The organism is Seonamhaeicola sediminis (assembly GCF_004358095.2).
Lineage (GTDB): Bacteria > Bacteroidota > Bacteroidia > Flavobacteriales > Flavobacteriaceae > Seonamhaeicola > Seonamhaeicola sediminis.
The window spans coordinates 453,172-477,526 of record NZ_SMZJ02000001.1 but is presented as its reverse complement, the minus strand read 5'-3'; the positions used below and the strand labels follow the sequence as shown (position 1 = coordinate 477,526).

Sequence of the window (24,355 nt, the reverse complement as noted above, 5' to 3'; positions counted from 1 at the left end):
AAAAGAAACCCCTATGCCCAATAATCATAATACTGATGTTCCACATATTGTTGAAAAGAATGATATCCATAGAATTGAACCTACAAATTGGTGGGTAGGCTTTAAAAATCCGTTGTTACAGCTTTTGGTGCATCATCCTAATATATCGGAATATGTGCCAAATATTACTTATTCTGGGGTTTCTATAGAAAAATTTCATAAAGCTGATAGTCCTAATTATCTGTTTATAGATTTGAAGATTTCTGAAGATACGCAACCTGGACAGTTCAATATTAGGTTTAAAAATGAAGGTTCTGAAGATTTAATCCAAACCTACCAGCTAAAAGATAGGAAACACAGCTCAGAGGATTTTGTAGGTTTTAATAGTACCGACGTTATTTATTTAATCACTCCAGATAGGTTTGCTAATGGGAATCCAGAAAACGATGTGGTTACTGGATTGAATGAGGATACCATTAATAGACATGATGACTATGCCAGACATGGTGGAGATATACAAGGTATTATTAACCATATTGACTATATTGATGATATGGGTTTTACGGCTATTTGGTCCTGCCCGTTACTTACCAACGACATGTTAGAGAGTTCTTATCATGGTTACGCCATTACCGATTATTATGAAATAGATCCCAGATATGGTTCCTTGGAAGATTATTTGCACTTGTCTTCAGAATTAAAAAAGCGTGGTATGAAATTGATTATGGATCAAGTGGCAAATCATTGCGGATTAGAACATTGGTGGATGAAAGATTTACCATTTAAGGATTGGATTAATCATCAAGGACACTACCAAGAAAATATTGAGAATTGGCAAGAGGGTATAAGTAAAACTACCAATCATAGGCGAACCACCAATCAAGATATGTATGCATCTAGATCAGATAAAGAAAACATGAATGTGGGTTGGTTTGTTTCTGTAATGCCCGATTTAAATCAAAGGAATCCTTTTATGGCACGCTACACCATTCAAAACAGTATTTGGTGGATAGAAACATCAAATTTAGGAGGTATTCGTCAAGATACTTACCCATACCCAGACAAATATTTTATGAGCGCCTGGGCTGGGGAAATAATGAAGGAATACCCTAATTTTAGTATTGTTGGAGAAGAATGGAGTTATAACCCGTTACTTATAGGTTATTGGCAAGATGGCGCAAACAATAGAGATGGGTATAAATCGAATCTGAAATCCCCTATGGATTTTGCCATGCAACGAAACATTGTTAATGCCTTAAATGAACAAGAATCTTGGGATGAAGGTTTAGTTAAAATATATGAAGGATTGGCAAACGATTTTCATTATGCGACCCCAAAAGATATCATGATTTTTCCTGATAATCATGATATGAGTCGCATTTTTACATTATTAAATGGCGATATTGAAAACACGAAAATGGCTTTAGGTTACATTTTAACCGTCCCTAGAATTCCACAGATATATTATGGAACAGAAATACTAATGAACGATTTTGATAAACCTGGTGACCACGGATTAGTAAGATCAGATTTTCCAGGAGGATGGGAAGGGGATACCGTAAATGCTTTTACAGGAGAAGGTTTAACAGAAGAACAGACCGAAATGCAATTATATCTCAAAACACTCTTAAATTATCGAAAAAACAGTAAGGCTATTCATAATGGCAAAACGATTCACTTTGCTCCAGATAATGGAATTTATGTCTTATTTAGAATTTTAGAAGACGAGGTTGTTGTTAACATCATCAATAAAAATGTTGATACTGTTTTATTAGATTTAAACCGATTTAATGAAATTGGACTACAAGGTAAAACACTAAAAAACATCATCACTGATGAATCTTTGATTTGGTATGATACTTTAAAACTAACAAAAAAAGGAAGTCTGCTTTTAACGACTAAGTTTTAGGTGTAAATTTACTTTTCTATATTAAATTTAACAAAAAGCCTTGTAACAATCAAGGCGTTAAGAAGTCTTGTTTTTAACGACTAACACAAAATATTGTAAATTTGTTCTACCAGACCACTCATATGACTGATATAAACGAGAATATTGAATCTCCCTTTCAGCTAAAAGTTAGCTTTAACAAACTTCTTGAGTATTATGAAGATTTGGCGAAAAATGAAGACCAAACTACGGCAGCTAAAGCACAAAACGTTTTAAATACTGCCATAGAGTATCCTGAATTAAGGGATGGGATTACGAATACTCAGGTTCTTAAAGACAGAAAGAAGGAAATAAGCATTATTCTAGAAGATACTTTTAGTCCTCTATTGACTAAAAATGAGATTAAGAGTGCTTCTGTTCCTTTCCATAATCTCATATTTAATAGATCAGAACGCTTTAAAGATATTATTAAAACGGCTGGTGAAGGTTTTGAGCTTAAAATTAAAAATATGCCTGAAGAATATAGGTATATTATTGCTTGCACAGTTATATTAAATTTCTGTTATGGTTTCAATTTAAATTTTAGGCGGCCATTTTATTACGAAATTCCGGATGCTAATGGTATTATGCGATATTATAAAATTATGTATAATGCCGATTTTTGTGAAATTATTCCTACTGAAAAGGCACCAAAGATTACTGTTGAAGATTATGAAGAATTACTTGATAATTTTGAAAATTTAGAACTTTGGAAAGAAAAATTTCCTCCAAATAGTTACCTCTTTAAAGGTTTTGTTATATCCAACATGTTTGATGTTACAGATGACCAGTCCATATCAAATGTTAAATCTACTCTTATCAAAGACGAGGCATGTAAAGACGATACCTTCATGGAGGGTTTTTACGATATTTTTAGATCGTTGTTAGGTATAAATGATATTAAGGTTGGTTTTTCAATCTACAATGAAGAAGATGATACTTTCGAGCATGTTTACGGTATTACTGCAAGCAGCTTTTTATTAGGAAATGTAGAAAAAGAACATTGTCATAATGTGTTGTGTAACTGGTCTCTGAACAGACTTCTAAAAGAGCACAAGTTTTTCTCTGTTTCAGATGTTGACAAAGCTTATAATAAATCAAAAGGAAAGGCACCACAAATAACGGCTTTGTTTGATCAAGGATTCAAAAGTGCCATTTTTGCTCCAATAGCTAATGAAGACAGTTTAATGGGGGTTTTAGAAATTGTTTCAAATAGACCAAAAGAGCTAAATAGTGTTAATGCTAATAAGTTAGAAGATATCATGCCTTATATCGTGTCGGCAGTAGAACGATCTAAGGTTGAAGAAGAAAATTTAGTTGAGGCTATTATTCAAAAAGAATGTACCTCCATTCACCCAAGTGTGCATTGGCGTTTTCAGAAAGAGGCTAAAGCATTTATTAAGGATGAAATGAGTGGTAAAGAAGCTAGATTTAAAAAAATTGTTTTTGATGATGTTTACCCGCTATACGGGCAGATAGATATCAAAGGGTCTTCAGAGGCCAGGAATATCGCAACCAGAGAAGATTTAACGCTTCAGCTAAATGCTGTTAAAAATATTTTCATTAAGGCACTGGAACTAAAAGCTTTACCCATTTATGAACAGTTTGTTTTTCAAGCAAATGATTATTTAAAAGGACTAAAAGAGCATTTTCAAGTAGATAGTGAGCAGCAAATCACAAGTTTTTTTATAAACGAAGTTGAACCAGTTTTTGCTCATTTAAGAGAAGTTAAAGAACTCAATGAATTAATTGAAACGTATCATGCCAGTATTGACGGTAAAGTAGAAGTGCTTTACAAGCACAGAAAAGGTTACGATGAAACTATTGCTAGGATAAACCAGGAAATGGCATCATTATTAGATAAAAAGCAGGAGGAAGCACAGGCGATGTATCCGCATTTTTTTGAGCGTTTTAAAACCGATGGTGTTGAACATAACATGTATATTGGAGAGTCTATTACCAAAGAGAAAAGTTTTAATCTGTTGTATTTGTATAACTTGAGATTGTGGCAGTTGCAGGTGATGTGTGAAATGGAAAATGCTTATTACCAAATGCAGTCTGAGTTTCCAATTTCTTTAGATGTTGCCTCTATGATTTTGGTGTTCAATCAACCATTATCTATAAGTTTTAGAATGGACGAAAAGCAGTTTGATGTTGATGGTACCTATAATGCCCGCTATGAAATTGTAAAAAAACGGGTTGACAAAGCTTTTATAAAAGGCACTAATGAACGCGTTACACAAAAGGGTAAAATAAGTATTGTATATTCTCAAAAACAAGATGAGGTTGAGTATATGCGCTACATTAAATTTTTACAGGATAAAAATTATTTAGATAATGATATTGAAATTGTGGAACTTCAAGATTTACAGGCGGTAACAGGGCTTAAAGCCATTAGAGTTAGTGTCTTGTATCATAAAACCGAAAACGATAAATTGTTTTATACTTACGATGATTTAATGAAGGAGTTGAAGGCGTAATTATTTACCTTGCTGCACCAGAAGTGTAAAAAGCTATAGCAAAAGCAATAACACTTACTATAATGCCAATCATAAACACGCTGTAGGTTAATCTTAGAATTTTATACTTTTTATTAAGTACAAGCCCAAGGTAGTACAGGTCTTTTTTCATAGAAGAGTAAAGATATTCGCGGTCTTGCATCATTTCACCCATAGCCCATTCAAAATCATTTAAGCTCATTTTATGGAAGTTTCCAAAGAACAATAAGTTTACTTTTTTGTTTACAACATCATCTTTAGTGAACTTGCCTCTGGTAACATTAGGTCTTGTGGCTAGTATAGATAAAATAATTGAGGCTACTGTTACCAAAACAAAAATTATGGTTGGAATAATTAAGTGTTTATTGGAGGCATTATCTAATTTAGGTATTAGGTTGGCTAAAACCAAAGACATGATAATAGCATTAACAGAAAGTAAAATATTAGCTTTAGTGTCAGCAATATTACTCAAGTGCATGTGGTTTTTTAAAGTAACCCGAAACATAGTTTCTATGCCGCGTTCTGGCATTTCAACTTTGTTTTTTTTAAATATTAATTCCTCTTTTTTTTGAGAGAGTTTTTTGTTATTAGCATCTAACTTTTTCTTCATCTTGAGCAATTCTGATAGATTTTTGCCTTTACGTTTGTCCCAGTTAGAAGCTGCTTGTGGGGTGTGGAATTTATGCTTTTTTGATAGGAAGTTGATATTTTGATCTAACCATTGGCTTTCAGTAAAAGTTTTATTGCATAATAATTCCCATTCTTTTCTCAAAAGTTCTGAAACCTCAAAATAACTTTTGCTTCCAATATGAGAGCAGTCGGCATCTCTAATTATTTTTTCAAGTTGGTTTTGTGGTTTATAGTCCATTTTTGTAGCCATAATCAATTGGCATACGGCATTTGTTTTTTCAGCAGGGTATGCTTTCAATTTTAAAAAGTCTTTGGCTATAACCACGCTTTTCTCCTCATGGTTTTCTATACCTTGGGTATAACCTGTGTCATGTAGCCAACTACTTAAAAAGAGTATTTCTTTATCATCATCATTTAGTTCACAATGTTCAGCTAATTCAGAGGCTTTTTCTACAACACGTTGGGTATGCGTTAAATTATGATACAGAAATGACGTTTCTAATTTTTCATTTAGAAGTTTTGTGGCAAATTTTTCGGTTTCAACAACAATATTGTTCATAACACAATTAGGTTTATGGTAAAAATACTAAACTTTAGGATAAAGTATGTAAACGATGTTATTTGTCGTAAATTTCAATTTTAATTTGAAGCTTCAGTGACTTGAGGTTATTCTGTAAGAAATTAAATAAGGTATCGACATATTTTAACAAAAAACAAAAAACAAAATTCAAAATAAATACAGAAATGCTTAAATGGAACGATATTATTAATTTTTCGGTAAACGGGAATTTAGAACCAGATATCAGGGTTGAGAAAAATGAGGATGAATGGCGTAAGCAATTGACACCAGAACAGTATAGAATTACAAGACAAAAAGGAACCGAAAGGCCTCATAGTGGTGCGCTTTGTAGTGCCTATGAAGCAGGGAAATATCATTGTGTTTGCTGTGACACGCCCTTGTTTGATTCTACTATTAAATTCAATTCTGGAACGGGATGGCCCAGTTTTACCCAACCAATAAAAGATAATGCTATTAAATATGAAAGAGATGATTCCTTTGGTATGATTCGGGTGGAGGTTATGTGCAATACTTGCGATGCTCATTTGGGACATGTCTTTCCTGATGGTCCTGAGCCAAGTGGTTTGCGCTATTGTATTAATTCAGAATCATTACAACTAGACAAAGAATAAATAAAATGAGTAAAAATTTACAATTGGCCACTTTTGGAGGTGGTTGCTTTTGGTGTACAGAAGCAATGTTTAGAGAATTAAAAGGTGTTGAAAATGTGGTGTCTGGTTATTCTGGCGGAAATGCTCCAGGAAAACCAACTTACAGAGAAGTGTGTTCTGGCTTAACGGGGCATGCCGAAGTAGTACAGCTAACTTTTGATGCTGATGTAATTTCATATAACGATATTTTAGTCATATTCATGACCACACATGACCCCACTACTTTAAATAGGCAAGGTGCCGACGTAGGCACTCAATACCGTTCTGTAATCTACTACCATGATGAAGTACAAAAACAAGTGGCAGAAACAGTTGTTAAAGAGCTTGCTGATTATTTTGACGACCCCATTGTAACAGAAATAGCGCCTTTAGGTATTTTTTACGATGCCGAAGATTATCATCAGGATTATTATAAAAACAACACAGAGCAGGGGTATTGTAATGCTGTAATTACCCCAAAACTGGCAAAGTTTAGAAAGTTGTATGCCGAAAAGTTAAAATAATAACGGCCAAAATTTATTGGATTATTAGAAGCCACAAATACTAAAACTATGGTGGTTTTCATAAAAATACAATTATTATAATGATTTTAGGATTAGGAACTGCTGCTTTAGGAAGACCACAATACATCAATATTAAGTTAGGAGGCGATAGGTTTGTGGATTTAAATAGTTTTAAAAAGAAGGGGTTTCAAGTTTTAGAAGAAGCCTATACTAGGGGTGTGAGATACTTTGATACCGCACCTGGATATGGTTTAGCTGAACAACTTTTAATAGAATGGTTGCAAACTAAAAATGATGCATCTATAATGGTGGCTACAAAATGGGGTTATACCTACATGGCAAATTTTGATTTTAATGCCAAGATTCATGAACAAAAGGAGCATAGCCTTTCTAAATTAAATGACCAGTGGCAGACTTCTAAAGCATTATTACCAAATTTGTCGGTTTATCAAATTCATTCGGCAACTTTAGAAACAGGTGTTCTTGAAAATCAGGAAATTCTTGACAGATTATCAGAGTTAAAACAAGAGTATAAGATAAAGATAGGTCTTACCACTACAGGGGATAATCAGGTTGAGGTGATTAATAAAGCAGTTGATATTGAAGTAAACGGAGACGTTCTTTTTGATGTATTTCAAAGTACTTACAACATTTTGGATCAAAGTATATTAAAGTTGGGACTCTCATTATCAAAAGAAGGAAGGCAATTTGTTTTGAAAGAAACCTTAGCAAATGGTAGATTGTTTCCTAATCAAAGTTATCCGCATTATGAAGGGCTTTATAGCTATCTGGAAAAGCTATCTGCTAAATATCATGTTGGTATTGATGCCATAGCTTTAAGGTTTTGTATGCAATCGTTTCCAACTAGTTTTGTGTTGAGTGGCGCAAGTAGTTCAACTCAGTTAACTAAAAATTTAAAGGCAAATTCTTTCACATTATTAGAAGATGAGCTTTCAAAATTAAGTGCTTTTGAAGTAGCACCATATAACTATTGGCAGGAACGTAAACAACTGACCTGGAATTGATAACAAGTATGATATAATATTTCATTGTGTAATCATATAGGGGGTTCAAGGTTCTTTCAAATTGAAGTAATACAATATTAAATCACTATTTTTATAACTAAGAATTAAGCGAACTTAAATGACTACTCATTTAAAATACTTTTTAGTTTTTGTTATCATTATTATAATCAATGCCTGTGCAACCTATAAACCACAATACAAAGACGTTGAGGTTTCAGGTAATATACAGGAAGACGCCATTGCGCATTCCTTTTATTTAATTGGAGATGCCGGTAATTCCCCAATGGGTACAAAATCTAAGGCCTTATTAGCATTTGAAAAAGAGTTAAAGAAAGCTCCAGTACAAAGTACGGTTATTTTTTTAGGGGATAATATTTATCCAAAGGGAATGCCAGAAAAAGGTCATAAAGGTAGAACTTTTGCGGAGCATCAACTTAAGGTACAAACAGAAGTTGTAAAAGATTTTAAAGGTCATGCTATTTTTATTCCTGGAAATCATGACTGGTATAGTAATGGTTTAGAAGGATTAAAGCGTCAAGAAAAATATGTAGAGGATAAACTTGGAAAAAACACTTTTTTACCCGAAAACGGTTGTCCGTTAGAGAAGGTGAAAATTTCTGAAGATATTCTGTTACTTATTGTTGATTCTGAATGGTATTTAACTAATTGGAATAAACACCCAACCATGAATGATGATTGTGATATTAAAACGAGAACTAAATTTTTTGATGAACTGGAAGGAGAAATAAAAAAGGCTAGAGGCAAAACCACAATAATAGCAGTACATCACCCTATGTTTACAAACGGGTCTCATGGAGGGCAATATTCCTTTGGGAGCCATATGAGTCCAGTTCCGGTTTTGGGAACCATAAAAAACATAGTTAGAGAGGCTGGAGGTGTTACCACTGTAGATACCGAAAATAGTCGTTACAATGAATTTAGAAAACGTTTAATAACGCTGGCTCAGGAAAATGATAAAACAATTTTCGTATCAGGTCACGACCATAATTTACAATATATCGTTCAAGATAATCTGCCTCAAATTGTAAGCGGTTCGGGTTCAAAAATTACGGCTACCAGAAATGTTGGAGGTGGTAGGTTTTCACACGGCACACCAGGATATGCGCGTTTGGATATTTTAAAAGACGGATCGTCTTTTGTTAGGTTTTATTCTTCAGTAAATAATAGGGTAGTATATCAAAACCAAGTATTTCCAAAAGACAAAAAGCATCAGGGGACTAATTACCCAAATCAATTTCCTTTAAAAAAAGAGGCTTCTGTTTATACAAAAGATGAAACTGAAAAAGGAAGGCTTTACAAATTATTTTGGGGAGGCCGTTATCGAGAAGATTTTAGTACCATTGTAAAAGTTCCAACCGTTAGTTTAGATACGCTTTTGGGTGGGCTAACCCCAGTAAGAAAAGGAGGTGGGCATCAATCAAAATCCTTACGTTTAGAAGATAAAAAAGGAAGGGAATACGTTATGCGCGCCCTTAGGAAGAATGCAGTTCAGTATTTACAGGCTGTTGCTTTTAAAGATCAGTATATAGAAGGTCAGTTTAATAAAACATACACCGAAGCATTATTGCTTGATGTATTCACAGGCTCACATCCGTATGCACCATTTACAGTAGGAGTATTATCTGATGCGGTTGGGGTATTTCATACCAATCCTGTGCTTTATTATGTGCCAAAACAAAATGCACTTGGGCAGTTCAATGAAGATTTTGGCAATGAACTCTACATGATTGAAGAACGTGCTGCAGATGGGCACGGGGATAAAAAGAGCTTTGGGTATTCCGATGAACTCATAAGCACTGATGATTTGCTAAAGCAGTTGCATAAAGACGAAGATATTGTTTTGGATGAGCGCGCTTACATAAGAGCGCGCTTGTTTGATATGCTTATTGGAGATTGGGATAGGCATGAAGACCAGTGGCGTTGGGCAAAATTTAAAGAAAATGGTAAAACAGTTTACCGACCCGTGCCTAGGGATAGAGATCAGGCTTTTTCAATCATGGCAGATGGTGCTCTATTAGGTTTTGCAACTAGAGTGGTTCCAACTCTTCGATTGATGCAATCGTATGAAGAAGAGTTAAAAAGTCCTAAGTGGTTTAATTTGGAGCCTTACCCTTTAGATATGGCTTTAATTAACATCTCTGATAAATCAGTTTGGGATGAAGAAGTAAATCAAATTGTTACTAACTTAACAAATGAGGTTATTGATAAAGCTTTTGCCTTTTTTCCGTCAGAGGTGAATCAAAATACCATTCAAACCATTAAACAAAAACTTATTGGAAGACGAGCCAATTTACAAGGTATTTCAAATAGTTACTATAACCACATCAATAAGTTTGCAGTTATTAAAGGGACCAATAAAGATGATTGGTTTGATATAGAAAGGTTACCTAACGGAAAAACCAAAGTAATAGCTTATAGGATTAAAGGTGGTGAAAAGACCGATATGTTTCATAAAAGAACCTATAGTCATGATTACACTAAGGAAATTTGGATTTATGGATTAGACGATGACGACGTTTTTAAAGTGTTTGGAAGTGGAGATGAATTGATTAAGGTTAGAATTATTGGTGGACAAAATAACGACACTTACATGGTTGATAATAAGGTTAAATTAAAAGTATACGACCATAAGTCTAAACCTAACACCTTTACAAATAGAGGTTTTAATAAAAAACTAACTGATGATTACAAAACCAACGTTTATGACCATAAAAAATTAAAAAACAGTTCCAATCAATTAATGCCTGCTATTGGAGCTAATCCAGATGATGGACTTAAAATAGGGTTTAATAATACATTTACAAATTATGGTTTTGAGCGTAATCCATTCACTGCACAACATACCTTTTCTGGAGCATATTACTTTGCAACCAATGGTTTTGAAATGGGTTACAAGGCAGAATTTGCAAATGTTTTTGGTTATTGGAATTTATTGGTAGATACGCAGTTTACAAGTCCTAATTATGCTGTGAACTTTTTTGGGTTTGGAAATAGTACACCAAATCCTGAAGCTGATGAAAATGATGGTTTTGATGCAAATTTAGATTACAACCGTGTTAAACTTCAAACATTAAAATTAGCACCTTCTTTAATTTGGAGAGGGGACTTAGGAGCAATCTTTAAAATAGGTTTAAAGTATGAATCTATAGAAGTAGAAGAAACCCAAGACAGATTTATTAATCAATTTACAAATTCCTCCAATATTGATATTAGTAATGATTTTCTTGGTTTTGAAATGGATTATGAATATTGTAATAGTGATAATTCTGCATTTCCAACAATGGGCATGTTTTTGAATGTTAAAATAGGTTATGTTAATAATTTGAGCAACCCTAACAGATTTGGGTACTTAATTCCAGAATTATCAATAGACCACAAAATTGATACTGCAGGCCAACTGGTATTTGCTACCAAGTCTAGAGGTCACTTAAATTTTGGAGATGCTTTTGAGTTTTATCAAGCCGCCAATATAGGAGCTAAGAATGGATTAAGAGGTTACAGAAATGAACGCTTTTCTGGGAAATCCGCTTTTGTGCAGACCAGTGATTTGAGATTCAATTTACGTAAGCTCAAAACTGGATTGTTGCCCTTGAATATAGGGGTATATGGTGGTTTTGATATTGGTAAAGTATGGGTAGATGATGAATTAGTTTTAATGCCTGAACATAATTTAGATGATTGGAATACATCTATTGGAGGCGGTGTTTTTGCCAATTTAGCTGAAATGGCTACCCTAAATATATCTGCTTTTCACAGTGATGATGGTTTGCGTCTAGCTTTTAAAATGGGATTTGGTTTTTGATACCAAATGGTACCTGAATTTGTTTTTGGGGTCTCCTAATTTCATTTGTAATTTTTGATAGTCTTCTTCGTCTATATAAACAGTAAATTGTAATAATATGAAAAGTAGTTTTAATAATATAATAAATTCCGAAAAAGTAGTCCTTGTTGACTTTTTTGGAACTTGGTGCGGACCATGTCAAGCGCTCATGCCAATTCTAAAAGATGTGAAAGACGAGATAGGTGATGCTGTAAAAATCGTGAAAATTGATATTGATAAAAATCAAGAGTTGGCTGTGAAATATCAAGTGAGGAGTGTGCCCACTATGATTTTATTTGTTGATGGTGCTCCCAAATGGAGACAGTCTGGGGTATTACAAAAAAGAGATATTCTCCATGTGATTGAATCTCATGGAGGTATTACGGTGTAACTATTTTAAATTCATAAAGGTTACCACCATCAATACCTCTAAATTCATCGGCTATGTAAACGGTACTGTCATTTTTAAAGCAAACACTTTCTTTTTGAGATGAATGATCAAAAGGGTAATAGTCTGCTGTACCCTTAAAAAATTGATTGTCTTTAAAATTTGTAAGTATAATTAATTGGTTTTCTGTTAATAATGCTACTTTATCTTTGGAGGCATTTATGTCAGCCGATGTCACCCAGCATCCTTTTTTATTGCAAGTATTAAAAGAATCAATTTGTTTTGCTTTGTAAGTTCCAGGTTTTGCTGGTAGAACATAAAGATTGGTCTTTCCTGGTTTTTTTGAAGACCTACTTTTTGTAAAAAGGTATAAACTGTCCTGAAAGTAGAAAAAGGCTTCACAATCAAAATGGCGTTTGTTTTTTTTAGGAGGAAATTTATTTTGTTCTGGATATGAGAATTTTATCCTTTTAGGGCTTAGTTTAGTTTTGGTTAAAATGTCATTCTCAGAAACTATAAGTATAGCTAAGTTTTTACTGTCATTATCATTATTTCCAAAGTCGCCAATATAAATATTTCCTTGACTGTCAGAGGTTAGGTCTTCCCAATCCCTGTTTTTAGCTAAAATGCTTACGTCTTTTATAATTTTTCCTTTTTCATTCAATCCATATAAATGTGGTTTATTGCCACCATCATTTAGCATCCAAAGTAAATTGCTATTAGGAGTGGTTTCAATTCCAGAAACTTCTTTTAGCGCATAGGGTAAATCTGCAATAACTGTCAAATTTCCTGTTTGGCAGGATACTGTTAGGGTAAATAGAAATAAAAAGATAGTTTTAAACATATAGCAGATTTTAGTTTTAAATTTACATGGAATTTTTTAATTATTCAGTAAACCAAATGGATACTTATATAGGGTTGTTTAGGGGTGTTAATGTCAGTGGTCAAAAGAAAATGTCTATGGCAAAACTTCGGGAGGCTTTATCAAAAATTGGTTTAAAGAATGTACAAACTTATATTCAAAGTGGTAACATTATTTTTCAATTTTTAAAAGAAAACAATAATATTATAGCCTTAAAAATACAAAAAACTATTGAGTCGCATTTTGGTCTTGAGGTACCTGTGTTGGTGTTTACTCCTAAGGATTTAAAGCGAATATTTGATGAATGCCCGTTTAAAAAAGATAAAAAAGAAAGTAGTTACTTTACCTTACTATATGAGAAGCCTAATAAGGATTTAGTTTTAGAAATTTCAAATATAAGCTATCCAAATGAGGATTTTTTTATTACTCCCAGTTGTGTCTATTTTTGTTGTTCTAAAGGATATGGTAAGGCAAAATGCAACAATATTTTTTTTGAAAAAAAATTAAAAGTAATAGCTACTACAAGAAATTATAAAACCATACGAAAGTTATTATCTTTGACATCTCAATTAGATTAAATGACTGAACAAGATTTTATTTCAAAAACATCTTCTAAACACATTGAAAGCGGAAGCGTTACATGGGATTCACCCAGTAATATTGCATTGGTGAAGTATTGGGGTAAAAAAGAAAATCAAATTCCAGCGAACCCTTCCATTAGTTTTACTTTAAGTGGTTGTAAAACAACTACCACTGTAAGTTTCTCCAAAAAAGAAAGTTATCAAGAATATGCTTTTGATGTGTTCTTAGATGGTGATTTAAAAGAAAGCTTCAAGCCTAAAATTGAGACTTTTTTTAATCGGATAAATAATTACTTGCCATTTTTAAAGAATTATTATTTTAAAATTGATACGGTTAATACTTTTCCACATAGTTCTGGAATAGCATCTTCAGCATCAGGAATGAGTGCATTAGCACTGTGTTTAATGAGTATTGAAAAGATGTTGAATCCTGATATTACGGAAGAATACTTTAATAAAAAGTCTTCATTTTTAGCGCGATTAGGATCTGGAAGTGCTTGCCGCAGTATTGAAGGCGATTTGGTTGTTTGGGGGTTGCATAACAAAATTAAAGATAGCTCAGATTTATTTGGAATAAAATATCCATATAAAGTTCATGAGAATTTTAAAAACTATCAAGACGCTATATTGTTGGTTGATAAAGGAGAAAAACAAGTGAGTAGCTCGGTAGGCCATGGTTTAATGCATAATCACCCATTTGCAGAACAACGGTTTGAACAAGCGCATCATAACCTATCATCTTTAATAGATGTGTTAAAGGTTGGCGATTTAGAAGCATTCATAAACATTGTAGAGAGTGAGGCATTAACACTGCATGCTATGATGATGACCAGTATGCCTTATTTTATTTTAATGAAACCAAACACCCTAGAAATCATTAATAAAATATGGGCTTTTAGGAAAGAAACAGGTTCAAAAATATGTTTCACTTTAGATGCTGGTGCTAATGTTCATGTGCTATATCCAGAAGTAGAATGTGAACAAGTTGTTGAATTCATTAAAAATGAATTAGTTGCACATTGCCAAAATGGGCAGTATATTTGTGACCAAATTGGCTTTGGGGCAAAAAAAATAGTTTAAAAGTTTGTTTTTGTTTAAAAAATGTTTAATTTTATTAAACAAAATAAAATCAAGCATCCTAATTAGTTAAAAATATGAAGGGACCACTTTTTTACTCTAAGATATTACTCTTTGGAGAATATGGTATTATTAAAGACTCTAAAGGTTTATCTATTCCTTACAGTTTCTACAATGGTGCTTTAAAAACTGATAAAAATCCGTCCAAAGAAGCTAAAAAATCAAACGAAAGTTTGAGAAGATTTGCTGAATATATTGAAGGTATTGATACAAATCTAGTGACCTTTGATTTAGAGACTTTAAAAAACCATATTGAGGCGGGTATGTATTTTGATTCTTCAATACCTCAGGGTTATGGGGTTGGTAGTAGTGGTGCTTTAGTGGCAGCCATTTATGATAAATATGCTCAGGATAAAATAACGGTACTTGAAAATTTAACACGAGAAAAACTGTTAAAGCTGAAAGCTACTTTTTCAGCTATGGAGTCATTTTTTCATGGAAAGTCTTCTGGCTTAGACCCATTAAATAGCTACTTAAGTATTCCAATTCTTATCAATTCTAAAGATAATATTGAAGCCACTGGTATTCCATCACAAAAAGCTGATGGCAAAGGAGCTGTGTTTTTATTGGATAGTGGAATCACCGGAGAAACTGCTCCTATGATTAGTATTTTTATGGAAAACATGAAGCAAGAAGGGTTTCGTAAAATGATTAAAAACCAGTTTATTAAACATACAGATGCTTGTGTTGAAGATTTTCTAAAGGGAGACATTAAATCGTTGTTCAAAAACACAAAACAGTTGTCTAAAGTGGTTCTTAACCATTTCAAACCTATGATTCCTTCACAATTCCATGAACTTTGGAAGAAAGGTATTGAAACTAACCATTACTACTTGAAACTTTGTGGTTCTGGTGGAGGCGGATACATTCTTGGTTTTACAGAAGACATTGCTAAAGCAAAGAAATCACTTTCAGGACATAAATTGGAAGTTGTTTATAATTTCTAATTCCTTATTTTTATTCTGAAATTTTCAGGATACCTTCAAATGCTTTCAAGAAAACAGAAATATTTTTTGCTAAAGTTTTTTAGTATGTTTTCTGTGGTTAGAGGTTATAACATTCTAATTATTTTAATAGCTCAATACTTAGCTTCCATTTACATTTTATCTCCAGACTTACCTCTCAGGGAAGTAGTTTTTGATATTAATCTCTTAATGTTGGTATTATCAACAAGTGCTACTATTGCAGGGGGATATATCATAAATAATTTTTACGATTCAGAAAAAGATTTAATTAATCGTCCTATAAAATCAAAGCTTGATAGGTTAATAAGTCAAAACACAAAATTGTCGTTCTATTTTGTGCTCAACTTTTTGGCAGTAATTATGGCCAGTTATGTATCATTTAGGGCGGTAGTTTTCTTTTCGGTTTATATATTTGGTATTTGGTTTTATTCTCATAAACTTAAAAAACTACCTTTTGTGGGTAACTTAACATCTGCAGTGTTAACTGTCACGCCATTTTTTGCCATTTTCATGTATTACAAAAACTTTGAAACTGTCATTTTTGTTCATGCTACCTATTTGTTCTTAATTATTTCTATGCGTGAACTCACCAAAGATTTAGAAAATATTAAAGGTGATTTAGTACTAGACTACCAAACTATCCCTGTAACTTATGGCGAAAAAGTATCAAAACTAATGCTAACTGTTTTAGCTATTTTTACGTTGCTGCCAACCTATTTATTGTTGTTTCATTACACAGTAGGTTATATGTATATCTTCTTTTACTCAGCCACAGGCTTGTTAGGTTTGTTCTTAATTCTGCTATGGCGTTCAAAAACCAAAATACATTACCTAATCTTGCATAACATCTTAAAGTTTATTTTACTTGCAGGAGTATTTAGTATTTTGCTTATTGATGTCAGTGTAATTCTAAATAGAATATAAATCATTGGGTTGCTATTAAGTCTGATAGGGCTTTTATAGATAATTTTATTCTTGTATTTGTGGGTATATATTTTTCGTGTTTAAAAGAGAAGCAAGAGTCTATTTCTAAGCATAAAAGTTCATCTTTATTACTAGTAAACAGTCAATTAATTAACTAATTGCAAATCGTAAATTAAAAATCATTTATTATAGCATATCTTTGTCGAAAATAAAATTCAATGAACAGGCAACGCGGAGGAAAACCACAGGGTAAACGTTTTAATAAGAGTCAATCAAAGCCTCATGTAAAACCAAAGGCTGAGGTAAATAAAAGTAACTCTAATGAAATCCGATTAAATAAATACATAGCAAATTCAGGCATTTGCTCAAGACGCGAAGCCGATGTTCATATTGCTACCGGTTTGGTATCTGTAAACGGAAAAATTATCACAGAAATGGGTTATAAAGTAAAGCCAAGTGATGAGGTACGTTATGATGGTGCCAGAGTAAATCCAGAGCAAAAAGTTTATGTACTTTTAAATAAGCCAAAAGGATTTGCTACAACTACAAGTGAGGGTAAGGGGCGCACAGTCATGGACTTGGTTGCTAATGCTACCACGTCACGAATTAAACCTATTGGGCGTTTAGGTAGAAACTCTAAAGGATTACTGCTATTTACAAATGATAAGGATATTGAAGATAAATTCAAAAATTCTAAACATGGTGTACCACGTTTATTTCATATAGAGTTGGATAAAAACCTAAAGCTAGAAGATTTAAAGAAAATTCAGAACGGATTTAAGATACAAGACAAACTCATTTCGGTTGAGGAAATTAGTTATATAGATGGTGCTGCAAAAAAAGAAGTTGGCCTTAAAATAAAGAACACGGGTAATACCATCATACGCACTATTTTTGAGTATTTTAATTATGATATCATTAGTGTAGATTGTGTTGCAATTGGACATCTTACTAAAAAGGACATTCCTCGCGGTCATTGGAAACACTTATCAAAAGATGAACTGAGCATGCTTCAAATGCTTTAACGAGTTTTATTTTTAGTTTTTTTATTTATAAATTTCTCTTATAGGAAATGTTATTTGCTGTATTCAGAAAGCTTAAGGTGTTTCTAGGAGCACTAGATCTTAGCTTTATTCCCATTGATACATTCTTGAATAATAGACAAGGATAGAGCAGGATAGATTATATTTTGAATTTTTATTTATTTGATTCATTCTGCGGTCTTCAAGTGTGAATATGAATTTCAATACACTTTATTTTTATAGGTTAGACTGTTTATTTAAGAAAATACATGGTAGATCAAAAAATTACAATAAAAAACTTAAGTGACAATGATAGTCCTAAATATATTAAAATAGCCAATGCAATAAAAAGCTCCATTGAAAGTAACAAGCTTAAGCAAGGAGACCGAATACCTTCAATAAATGAGTTTAGTAAAGACTACCGAGTTTCCAGAGATACCGTTTACAAGGCTTATGCCTTATTAAAAAAACAAGGTTTAATTAATTCTACTCCAAATAAAGGATATTACATCACAGAAAGTAGAAAGAAGGTGCTTATGTTAATAAGTACATTCAAAGCTTACAAAGAAGTATTTTATCATTCTTTTATGAGTTGTATACCAGATAACATTGCTGTTGATTTACAGTTTCATCACTATAATGTAAAAAACTTTAAGACCATGTTAGATGTTGATAATGCAAAGTATTACAAATACATCGTTATGGGGTTTGATCACCCCGGAGTCAGAAAAAGCCTAGCTATGATAGATAAAAAGAAACTACTATTAATTGATTGGAAAGCTAACTTACAGGTTTCAGGAGGGTATGTTTTTCAAGACTTTGGAAAAGCTTTTTATGCTTGTCTTGAAGAGGCAAAATGCTTATTAAAAAAATATAAAAAATTAGTATTCGTTTATCCGGAGTATACGTACCATCCTTATGAGAGTGTTGATTATTTTAAAGCGTTTTGTGAATCTAATAAAATAGATCATAGTGTTTGTGTTAACTCAGAAATGCTCACAGTAGAAAAAGGTACTGCTTACATTTGTGTGAATGATCGTATTCTTTACGAGCTTTTAAGTCAGAGTGCCAATGCAGATTATGAAATTGGTAAAGACGTAGGTATTTTGTCTTACAATGATACACCGCTTAAAAGATTCACGTATAAAGGAATATCTGTCATCTCTATAGATTTTAAAGAATTTGGAACTAAAGTAGCCGACTTTATTTCTTCAGATGAAATTCCAAAAACATATTTAGATACCAAACTTATTGTTAGAGACTCGCTATAGTATTTGTGTGTAACTTTCAAATGAATGACTATTTAAATATGTTATCATGTTTGAAGTTGGATAATTGTTTCCTTTTCAGTTTCTATATTATAGTGTAATTGTTCTTTCTTTATTTATCCTCAATAATAACAGGGTGTTAAATTCTAGTAAAATGCTAAATGGTAACTTTTTTTGGTAGTTAAATTATAGACATTAGTATTATTTACTTTGACAGGTTTTTTAAAATAAGTTAATGAGGTAAGGCGTAAATCAAATTTGTGTTTTAAAAGTTTTATTTTAAATTTAGGCAGCTTATTGTTTAACTATTAATCTAAAAATTAAATATTTTATGAAAAAATAACTACATATCAGGATAGAACAGGATAGGATAGAATGTCTTAATTTGTAACATTGTTGTTGATTACTATGACTTTTTTAGAATTGATTGTTCATTCTGGTCATACTAACTAGTAAAACTATAATATATGTTAAAACTAAAACTCAAAATGAAACAAAAATTTAAAGGACAATTTTCTGTTTCTGCATTAGCGCTTTTAGTAGCACTGGTCTTTTCCAGTTTTACAGTTGCTAATTTACAGGCTCAGGAAAAAATTTCTGGTGTTGTTACAGATGTTGGCGGTATACCTTTACCTGGGGTAAGTATATTGCAAAAAGGAACTACCCGCGGAGCGTCAACAGATTTTGACGGGAATTATTCGCTTGAATTAACGTCTGGTCAAAAAACCTTAGTGTTTTCTTACTTAGGTTTTAAATCTGTTGAGATTCAAGTAAACAACAGAACAACCATTAATGTAACTATGGAAGAAGACGTGGAAAGTCTTGATGAAGTGGTTATTGTTGGTTATGGTGCCCAGAAGAAAGAAAGTGTAGTTGGGGCTATTTCCCAAATTAAAGGTGATGACTTACAAGAGTTAAACTCAGGTATTACTAACGTTGAGCAAGCCTTACAAGGTAATTTGCCAGGTGTGGTTGCTATACAAGGTAATGGTGTGCCGGGTAATAATGATGTGCAAATCTTTATTCGTGGTCAGGCATCATGGAATGGTGACGGGCAGCCTTTAATACTTGTAGATGGTGCGCCAAGGGATATTGATAATATCGATTTTAACGATATTGAAAATCTATCCGTGCTTAAAGATGCCTCTGCTACAGCTGTTTTTGGTGTTCAGGGTGCTAATGGTGTTATTTTGATTACAACTAAAAGAGGTCAAAAAGGGAAAGCACAACTGTCTTTGCAGACCAACGTTACCACAAAGTTTGTTTCTAAGTTGCCAGAAAAACTAGATGTTTTTGATGCTATTATGGAAGCAAATTCATCCATATTGCGTGAGCTTGCTCAGAGGGAGGAAGCTTGGAATAATTATCGACCTATAGCCATTGCAGATAGATTTCGTAATCCGGCTAGTCCAGAGGAGGCTTTAATTTTTCCTAACGTAGATTGGCGTGATGCGCTTGTAAAAGATTTTGCTCAAGACTATCGTGTTAATTTATCTGTTCGAGGTGGCGGAAATAATGCTAGGTATTTTGGTAGTTTAGCTTACCAAAAGGTGTCCGATATTTTTGATGGCAATAGCTATGATACTGGTAAAAGCTATGAGAGTGGTTATGCTTATGATAGATTTAACTACCGTACTAATATTGATTTTGATATCACAAAAACCACGCAGTTTTCTGTTAGACTTGGTGGGTTTTATGGTATTCAAAAAACGCCTGGAAATATAAATTTGGTAACAAATTCCATATACGAGTTGGCTCCTAATGCTTTTACACCCATTTTTCCTGATGGGGCATTTGGTAGAGACGACGCAGATATTTTTGCAAACACAAATCCTTTAGTTATTTTAACAAATACAGGATATACTACCACCAATACCTTCAGTATAAATACTGACTTTGTTTTAAATCAGAACTTAGACTTTATAACCAAGGGTTTATCGTTTCAAGGACGTTTGACCTTAGATAATAGATCTACAAGCAGACAGCGTTTGTTAGACAATGGAGCAGATAGTCAAGAAAATGTGAGGTATCGTATATATAATCAAGATTTTGAAGAGCGAATAGAATCTCCAAATGGGGTGAATGATTTTGGTTTTGTGCCATTTCCATGGAGTTTGGAACCTGCACAAATACTTGATGGTAATGAAGGTTCTGCTAATCAACGTATGAGACGTAATTTATTATATGATTTTTCTTTTAACTATAACAAGACCTTTGCTGAAAAACATGCTGTTACAGGATTGTTTTTGGTAAGACGTCAGCAACGTGCTACAGGTAATGGTTTTCCTGTTTTTCGTGAAGACTGGGTAAGTAGGGTTACTTACGATTATGATAAAAGGTACTTCTTAGATATTAGTGGTGCTTACAACGGTTCTGAAAAATATGGTCCAGGATTTCGTTTTGATCTCTTTCCAGCGGTAGCAGCTGGTTGGACAGTATCTAATGAAGCATTCATGGAAGACATAGATTGGATAAATCTATTAAAATTTAGAGGGTCTTACGGTTTAATTGGAGATGATAGTGGAGGAAATAGATTTGAATATCAGAAAACTTGGACTAACAATGGTGGTGCTTTTATAAACCCTAATGCCTCTAATACACGTTCAGATTATGTGTTTTTCTCAGAGGCTAATGTTGGTAATCCTAATCTACAATGGGAAACAGCTATAAAGTATAACTATGCAGTAGAGCTAGGATTGTTTAATAATGCCATTAAGGCAGAAGTAGACTTTTTTGGGGAAAATCGTAATGATATCCTAATACCTAGTGGTCAAAGGGCCGTGTCAGAATTGTTTGGAGCTAGCCCACCTGCTTTTAATAGAGGTAAAGTTGAAGTGCGTGGTTATGAAATTGTGTTAAGTGCTAACCATACCTTTGCTAATGGAATTAATATTTTTGGTAATTTTAACTTTACGCAAGCTAAAGATCTAGTAATCGATAGAGAAGATCCAGAATTACGTCCGTTCTACCAAAAAGCTGCTGGTTTTCCTATTGGTCAGCAAAGAGGTGCTATTCCCGGAGATATTTTGGCAAGTTTAGATGATTTATATAGTTCAACGCCATTATTAAATAGACAAGGGGATATTCGTACAGGGTATTATAACTTAGTTGATTATGATGGTGATGGTGTATATAATCCTGCTTTAGATAACGTGCCATTTGGTTTTCCAACACGTCCACAAAGAACATGGGCTTCTACAGTGGGAGTAAAATACAAAGGATGGAGTCTTTCTGCTCAGTTCTATGGTACACAAAATACCAATAGAAATTATTCTAGTAGAACGTTCTCAAATGAAATAGATACATTCTTTGCGCATGAGAGAAACTATTGGACTAAAGATAACCCAACAGCTACAAGAACACAACCGCAGTTTTCTGATGGTAGTGTGCTAGGAGGAGATACCGATCCAAGAAGAGTATGGTTTGATGGGTCTTTAACAAGGTTAAGGGCTATAGCACTAAACTACAAAGTCCCAAAAACGATATGTGAAAGTATAGGGGTTAAAGCGCTAAGTATCTTTGCTAATGGTAATAACTTGTTCTTATGGACAGATTTACCAGATGATAGAGAATTTAACAGTAGTCAAACTCAAGATTCGACTTTTAGAGGAGACTATCCTACTATGGCACAATTTAATGTCGGTTTTAATTTAGATTTTTAAAAAAAGAGATATGAAAAATTTTAAAATAAAAATAGCATTGCTTCTAGGTTTGCTTTTTGCATTTTCTTGCGAAGAATATTTAGATATTGCACCAGAAGCTGAAATAGATATTACAGATGTTTTTGCGACCTTCCGTAGCTCTCAAGGTTTTGTTGAGGAGATGTACAATTTGGTTGTGGAGTATGGTACTTCCGGACATTCCTTCCAGGACTATACCTTTGGTGATGACACTTACAGGCAAAACCAATTCAGTGGCGCCGTAGACCGAGGTCTGTTGGACAATTGGGTAAGACAACGATTTGCTTACTTAGGTAAGAACACACACCAAGGCAGACCTGGTGACACCAATAACCCTCAAGCTAGACGTAGGCCCAGAGTATGGCGCGGAAGTTTATTAGGTATTCGTAAGGCCAATATAGTACTAGCCAACCAAGATTTGATGGAAGGTCTCAGCACTGAGGAAAAGAACGTAATATTGGGGCAGGCCTACTTTTTCAGAGCGTTTTTCCATAACGAGATCATGAAGTTCTGGGGGCGTTTTCCTCACATCACCGAAGTATACGAGGGTGCAGTTACCACACCACGTCCAGAGACCTATAAAGAGGTTGCATTATCCGTTAATGAGGATTACAAAAAAGCCATCGAGCTATTGCCCGTAAACTGGGACAATGAGTCTTACGGAGAGGTAACATTGGGCAACAATGCCGGTAGGGTAACAAAAGGAGCTGCTTATGCATTTCAAGGTAAAAATTTACTTTGGGCGGCTAGTCCGTTAATGCATTTCAATAACCAACCAGGAATCGACACCTATACCTATGATACGGAACTGGCCTCTATGGCCGCCGAGGCTTTTGCAGAGGTGCTCAAGTTGGAACAGGCAGGCGAATATTCACTGGCAAAGAACATGGAAGACTACAAAAAGGTATTATGGGAAGTGCCAGCAAACAGGTGGCCCGGCCTTGCTCCAGAAGCTCATGAATTAATCTTTGCAGGTTCGGGAGGTTCATCTGCTGGTCAGACAAGAGCTTTTATGGTAGCAGGTGTCCCAAGACCGATTGCTCAAAACTTGTCTGGAAATGAACAGGCTACCCATAATTATGTATACAACAATTTTGGAATGGCCAATGGTCTATCCATTGAGGACGATTTGAGCGGTGCTTATGGCCCTACGCTATACGACGCGACCAAGCCGTTTGATAACCGTGACCCACGTTTCGATGCATGGATTTTTGCCGATAGGGACACGATTTCTACCAGAGGAGGCGTACCAGCGGCAAATAAATTTGCCCAGTTATGGGACGATGGGAGCGGTAATTCTGGTGCTCACCGTGATGGGAGAGGTCTTTCGCGTACAGGATATATGTTCAAGAAGTTCTATCCAGAAATCAATGGCCAGCACCATGTACAGCGTGGGAACAATATCATTAGAAGGTTTACAGGAATGCGCATCCATATGAGGTTGACCGATGTTTACCTAATGTATGCAGAGGCTCTTCATGTAGCCAAGGGAGCAACTACGCCATCCAATGGTTTTGCATTAACTGCAGAACAGGCTATAAACACGTTAAGGGACAGAGCTGGAATACCCAATGTACACCCTGCAATTGTTGCAGACAACATCAAGTTTATGGATGAGCTGAGACGTGAGAGAGCAGTGGAGATGTCTTTCGAGGCACACAGATGGATGGATATCCGTCGTTGGGGAGTAGCCCATGAGGACAAATACAAAATGAAAACAGGATTATATTTTGATAAGGATTGGACCTTCTTCGAAGAATACCTGATTGTAGAAAGAGTTTGTGAGTATCCAAAACATTACTGGTTACCATTTGAACCTAACCAAACACAGTTTTATGAAGGTTTCCCTCAAAACCCAGGGTGGTAATAAATTTGTACAAACTATAAATATTAAA

At 34.0% G+C, this 24,355-nt stretch carries 17 protein-coding genes and 1 pseudogene; 16 read left to right on the top strand and 2 right to left on the bottom strand.

What is annotated here, in order from left to right; genetic code table 11:
• Positions 1-13 precede the first annotated feature (13 nt).
• The gene (locus tag E1J38_RS01770) at positions 14-1,888 is read left to right on the top strand and encodes a glycoside hydrolase family 13 protein (protein WP_133354486.1); all 1,875 of its coding nucleotides are present in this window, start codon (positions 14-16) and stop codon (positions 1,886-1,888) included.
• Between the two features lie 122 nt (positions 1,889-2,010).
• A complete protein-coding gene (locus tag E1J38_RS01765) occupies positions 2,011-4,386 on the top strand; it encodes a GAF domain-containing protein (protein WP_133354488.1) in 2,376 nt (791 codons plus the stop codon).
• Between the two features lie 4 nt (positions 4,387-4,390).
• Here the strand turns inward: E1J38_RS01765 and E1J38_RS01760 are convergent, their stop codons facing one another.
• Positions 4,391-5,593 carry a Pycsar system effector family protein gene (locus E1J38_RS01760; protein WP_133354490.1) on the bottom strand — a complete coding sequence of 401 codons (1,203 nt, stop codon included), beginning with the start codon at positions 5,591-5,593 and terminating at the stop codon, positions 4,391-4,393.
• A gap of 185 nt (positions 5,594-5,778) precedes the next feature.
• Here E1J38_RS01760 and msrB point away from each other — a divergent pair, with 185 nt between their 5' ends.
• The 5 genes from msrB (at position 5,779) to trxA (ending at position 12,024) form a co-directional block, all read left to right on the top strand.
• Positions 5,779-6,225: a peptide-methionine (R)-S-oxide reductase MsrB gene (gene msrB, locus E1J38_RS01755; RefSeq protein ID WP_133354492.1), complete on the top strand. Its 447-nt coding sequence runs from the start codon at positions 5,779-5,781 to the stop codon at positions 6,223-6,225.
• 5 nt (positions 6,226-6,230) lie between these two features.
• Positions 6,231-6,767: a peptide-methionine (S)-S-oxide reductase MsrA gene (msrA, locus tag E1J38_RS01750; RefSeq protein WP_133354494.1), complete on the top strand. Its 537-nt coding sequence runs from the start codon at positions 6,231-6,233 to the stop codon at positions 6,765-6,767.
• Between the two features lie 80 nt (positions 6,768-6,847).
• The gene (locus E1J38_RS01745; RefSeq protein ID WP_133354496.1) at positions 6,848-7,792 is read left to right on the top strand and encodes an aldo/keto reductase; all 945 of its coding nucleotides are present in this window, start codon (positions 6,848-6,850) and stop codon (positions 7,790-7,792) included.
• Positions 7,793-7,910: 118 nt separating this feature from the next.
• Positions 7,911-11,615: a metallophosphoesterase gene (locus tag E1J38_RS01740; RefSeq protein ID WP_133354498.1), complete on the top strand. Its 3,705-nt coding sequence runs from the start codon at positions 7,911-7,913 to the stop codon at positions 11,613-11,615.
• Between the two features lie 97 nt (positions 11,616-11,712).
• Entirely contained in the window at positions 11,713-12,024 is a 312-nt protein-coding gene (gene trxA / locus E1J38_RS01735) for a thioredoxin (protein ID WP_133354500.1), read from the top strand.
• Here the strand turns inward: trxA and E1J38_RS01730 are convergent.
• Positions 12,014-12,865 (bottom strand): hypothetical protein, encoded by an 852-nt coding sequence (locus E1J38_RS01730; protein WP_255449756.1) that lies wholly within the window; start codon positions 12,863-12,865, stop codon positions 12,014-12,016. The two genes, trxA and E1J38_RS01730, sit on opposite strands and share 11 nt — an antisense overlap.
• Before the next feature lie 26 nt (positions 12,866-12,891).
• Between E1J38_RS01730 and E1J38_RS01725 the strand changes: the two genes are divergently transcribed.
• From E1J38_RS01725 to E1J38_RS15185, 9 genes and pseudogenes are all read left to right on the top strand, one after another.
• The gene (locus E1J38_RS01725) at positions 12,892-13,461 is read left to right on the top strand and encodes a DUF1697 domain-containing protein (RefSeq protein WP_255449755.1); all 570 of its coding nucleotides are present in this window, start codon (positions 12,892-12,894) and stop codon (positions 13,459-13,461) included.
• Entirely contained in the window at positions 13,462-14,544 is a 1,083-nt protein-coding gene (locus E1J38_RS01720; RefSeq protein WP_133354502.1) for a diphosphomevalonate decarboxylase, read from the top strand.
• A gap of 74 nt (positions 14,545-14,618) precedes the next feature.
• Positions 14,619-15,548: a mevalonate kinase family protein gene (locus E1J38_RS01715; protein WP_133354504.1), complete on the top strand. Its 930-nt coding sequence runs from the start codon at positions 14,619-14,621 to the stop codon at positions 15,546-15,548.
• A 39-nt stretch (positions 15,549-15,587) separates the two neighbouring features.
• Positions 15,588-16,490, top strand: a complete 903-nt coding sequence (locus E1J38_RS01710) for a geranylgeranylglycerol-phosphate geranylgeranyltransferase (RefSeq protein ID WP_133354506.1) — start codon at positions 15,588-15,590, stop codon at positions 16,488-16,490.
• Positions 16,491-16,708: 218 nt separating this feature from the next.
• On the top strand, positions 16,709-17,515 hold the full coding sequence (locus E1J38_RS01705; protein WP_133354508.1) for a pseudouridine synthase: 807 nt from the start codon (positions 16,709-16,711) through the stop codon (positions 17,513-17,515).
• 266 nt (positions 17,516-17,781) lie between these two features.
• A complete protein-coding gene (locus E1J38_RS01700) occupies positions 17,782-18,783 on the top strand; it encodes a GntR family transcriptional regulator (RefSeq protein ID WP_133354510.1) in 1,002 nt (333 codons plus the stop codon).
• Positions 18,784-19,268: 485 nt separating this feature from the next.
• The gene (locus E1J38_RS01695; protein WP_186525797.1) at positions 19,269-22,442 is read left to right on the top strand and encodes a SusC/RagA family TonB-linked outer membrane protein; all 3,174 of its coding nucleotides are present in this window, start codon (positions 19,269-19,271) and stop codon (positions 22,440-22,442) included.
• A gap of 10 nt (positions 22,443-22,452) precedes the next feature.
• Positions 22,453-23,169 (top strand): annotated as a pseudogene (locus E1J38_RS15245) (RagB/SusD family nutrient uptake outer membrane protein); the annotation flags it as partial.
• Positions 23,170-23,376: 207 nt separating this feature from the next.
• On the top strand, positions 23,377-24,327 hold the full coding sequence (locus tag E1J38_RS15185) for a RagB/SusD family nutrient uptake outer membrane protein (protein ID WP_255449754.1): 951 nt from the start codon (positions 23,377-23,379) through the stop codon (positions 24,325-24,327).
• Positions 24,328-24,355: the final 28 nt, after the last annotated feature.

Excerpts from the sequence above, each read along its gene's own strand:
- E1J38_RS01765 (WP_133354488.1), top strand. The coding sequence starts at position 2,011 with ATGACTGATATAAACGAGAATATTGAATCTCCCTTTCAGCTAAAAGTT.
- msrA (WP_133354494.1), top strand. The coding sequence starts at position 6,231 with ATGAGTAAAAATTTACAATTGGCCACTTTTGGAGGTGGTTGCTTTTGG.
- E1J38_RS01725 (WP_255449755.1), top strand. The coding sequence starts at position 12,892 with ATGGAATTTTTTAATTATTCAGTAAACCAAATGGATACTTATATAGGG.
- E1J38_RS01710 (WP_133354506.1), top strand. The coding sequence starts at position 15,588 with ATGCTTTCAAGAAAACAGAAATATTTTTTGCTAAAGTTTTTTAGTATG.
- E1J38_RS01695 (WP_186525797.1), top strand. The coding sequence starts at position 19,269 with ATGAAACAAAAATTTAAAGGACAATTTTCTGTTTCTGCATTAGCGCTT.
- E1J38_RS01720 (WP_133354502.1), top strand. The coding sequence starts at position 13,462 with ATGACTGAACAAGATTTTATTTCAAAAACATCTTCTAAACACATTGAA.
- E1J38_RS01760 (WP_133354490.1), bottom strand. The coding sequence starts at position 5,593 with ATGAACAATATTGTTGTTGAAACCGAAAAATTTGCCACAAAACTTCTA.
- E1J38_RS01745 (WP_133354496.1), top strand. The coding sequence starts at position 6,848 with ATGATTTTAGGATTAGGAACTGCTGCTTTAGGAAGACCACAATACATC.
- E1J38_RS01705 (WP_133354508.1), top strand. The coding sequence starts at position 16,709 with ATGAACAGGCAACGCGGAGGAAAACCACAGGGTAAACGTTTTAATAAG.
- trxA (WP_133354500.1), top strand. The coding sequence starts at position 11,713 with ATGAAAAGTAGTTTTAATAATATAATAAATTCCGAAAAAGTAGTCCTT.
- E1J38_RS01770 (WP_133354486.1), top strand. The coding sequence starts at position 14 with ATGCCCAATAATCATAATACTGATGTTCCACATATTGTTGAAAAGAAT.
- E1J38_RS01740 (WP_133354498.1), top strand. The coding sequence starts at position 7,911 with ATGACTACTCATTTAAAATACTTTTTAGTTTTTGTTATCATTATTATA.
- msrB (WP_133354492.1), top strand. The coding sequence starts at position 5,779 with ATGCTTAAATGGAACGATATTATTAATTTTTCGGTAAACGGGAATTTA.
- E1J38_RS01700 (WP_133354510.1), top strand. The coding sequence starts at position 17,782 with ATGGTAGATCAAAAAATTACAATAAAAAACTTAAGTGACAATGATAGT.
- E1J38_RS01715 (WP_133354504.1), top strand. The coding sequence starts at position 14,619 with ATGAAGGGACCACTTTTTTACTCTAAGATATTACTCTTTGGAGAATAT.
- E1J38_RS01730 (WP_255449756.1), bottom strand. The coding sequence starts at position 12,865 with ATGTTTAAAACTATCTTTTTATTTCTATTTACCCTAACAGTATCCTGC.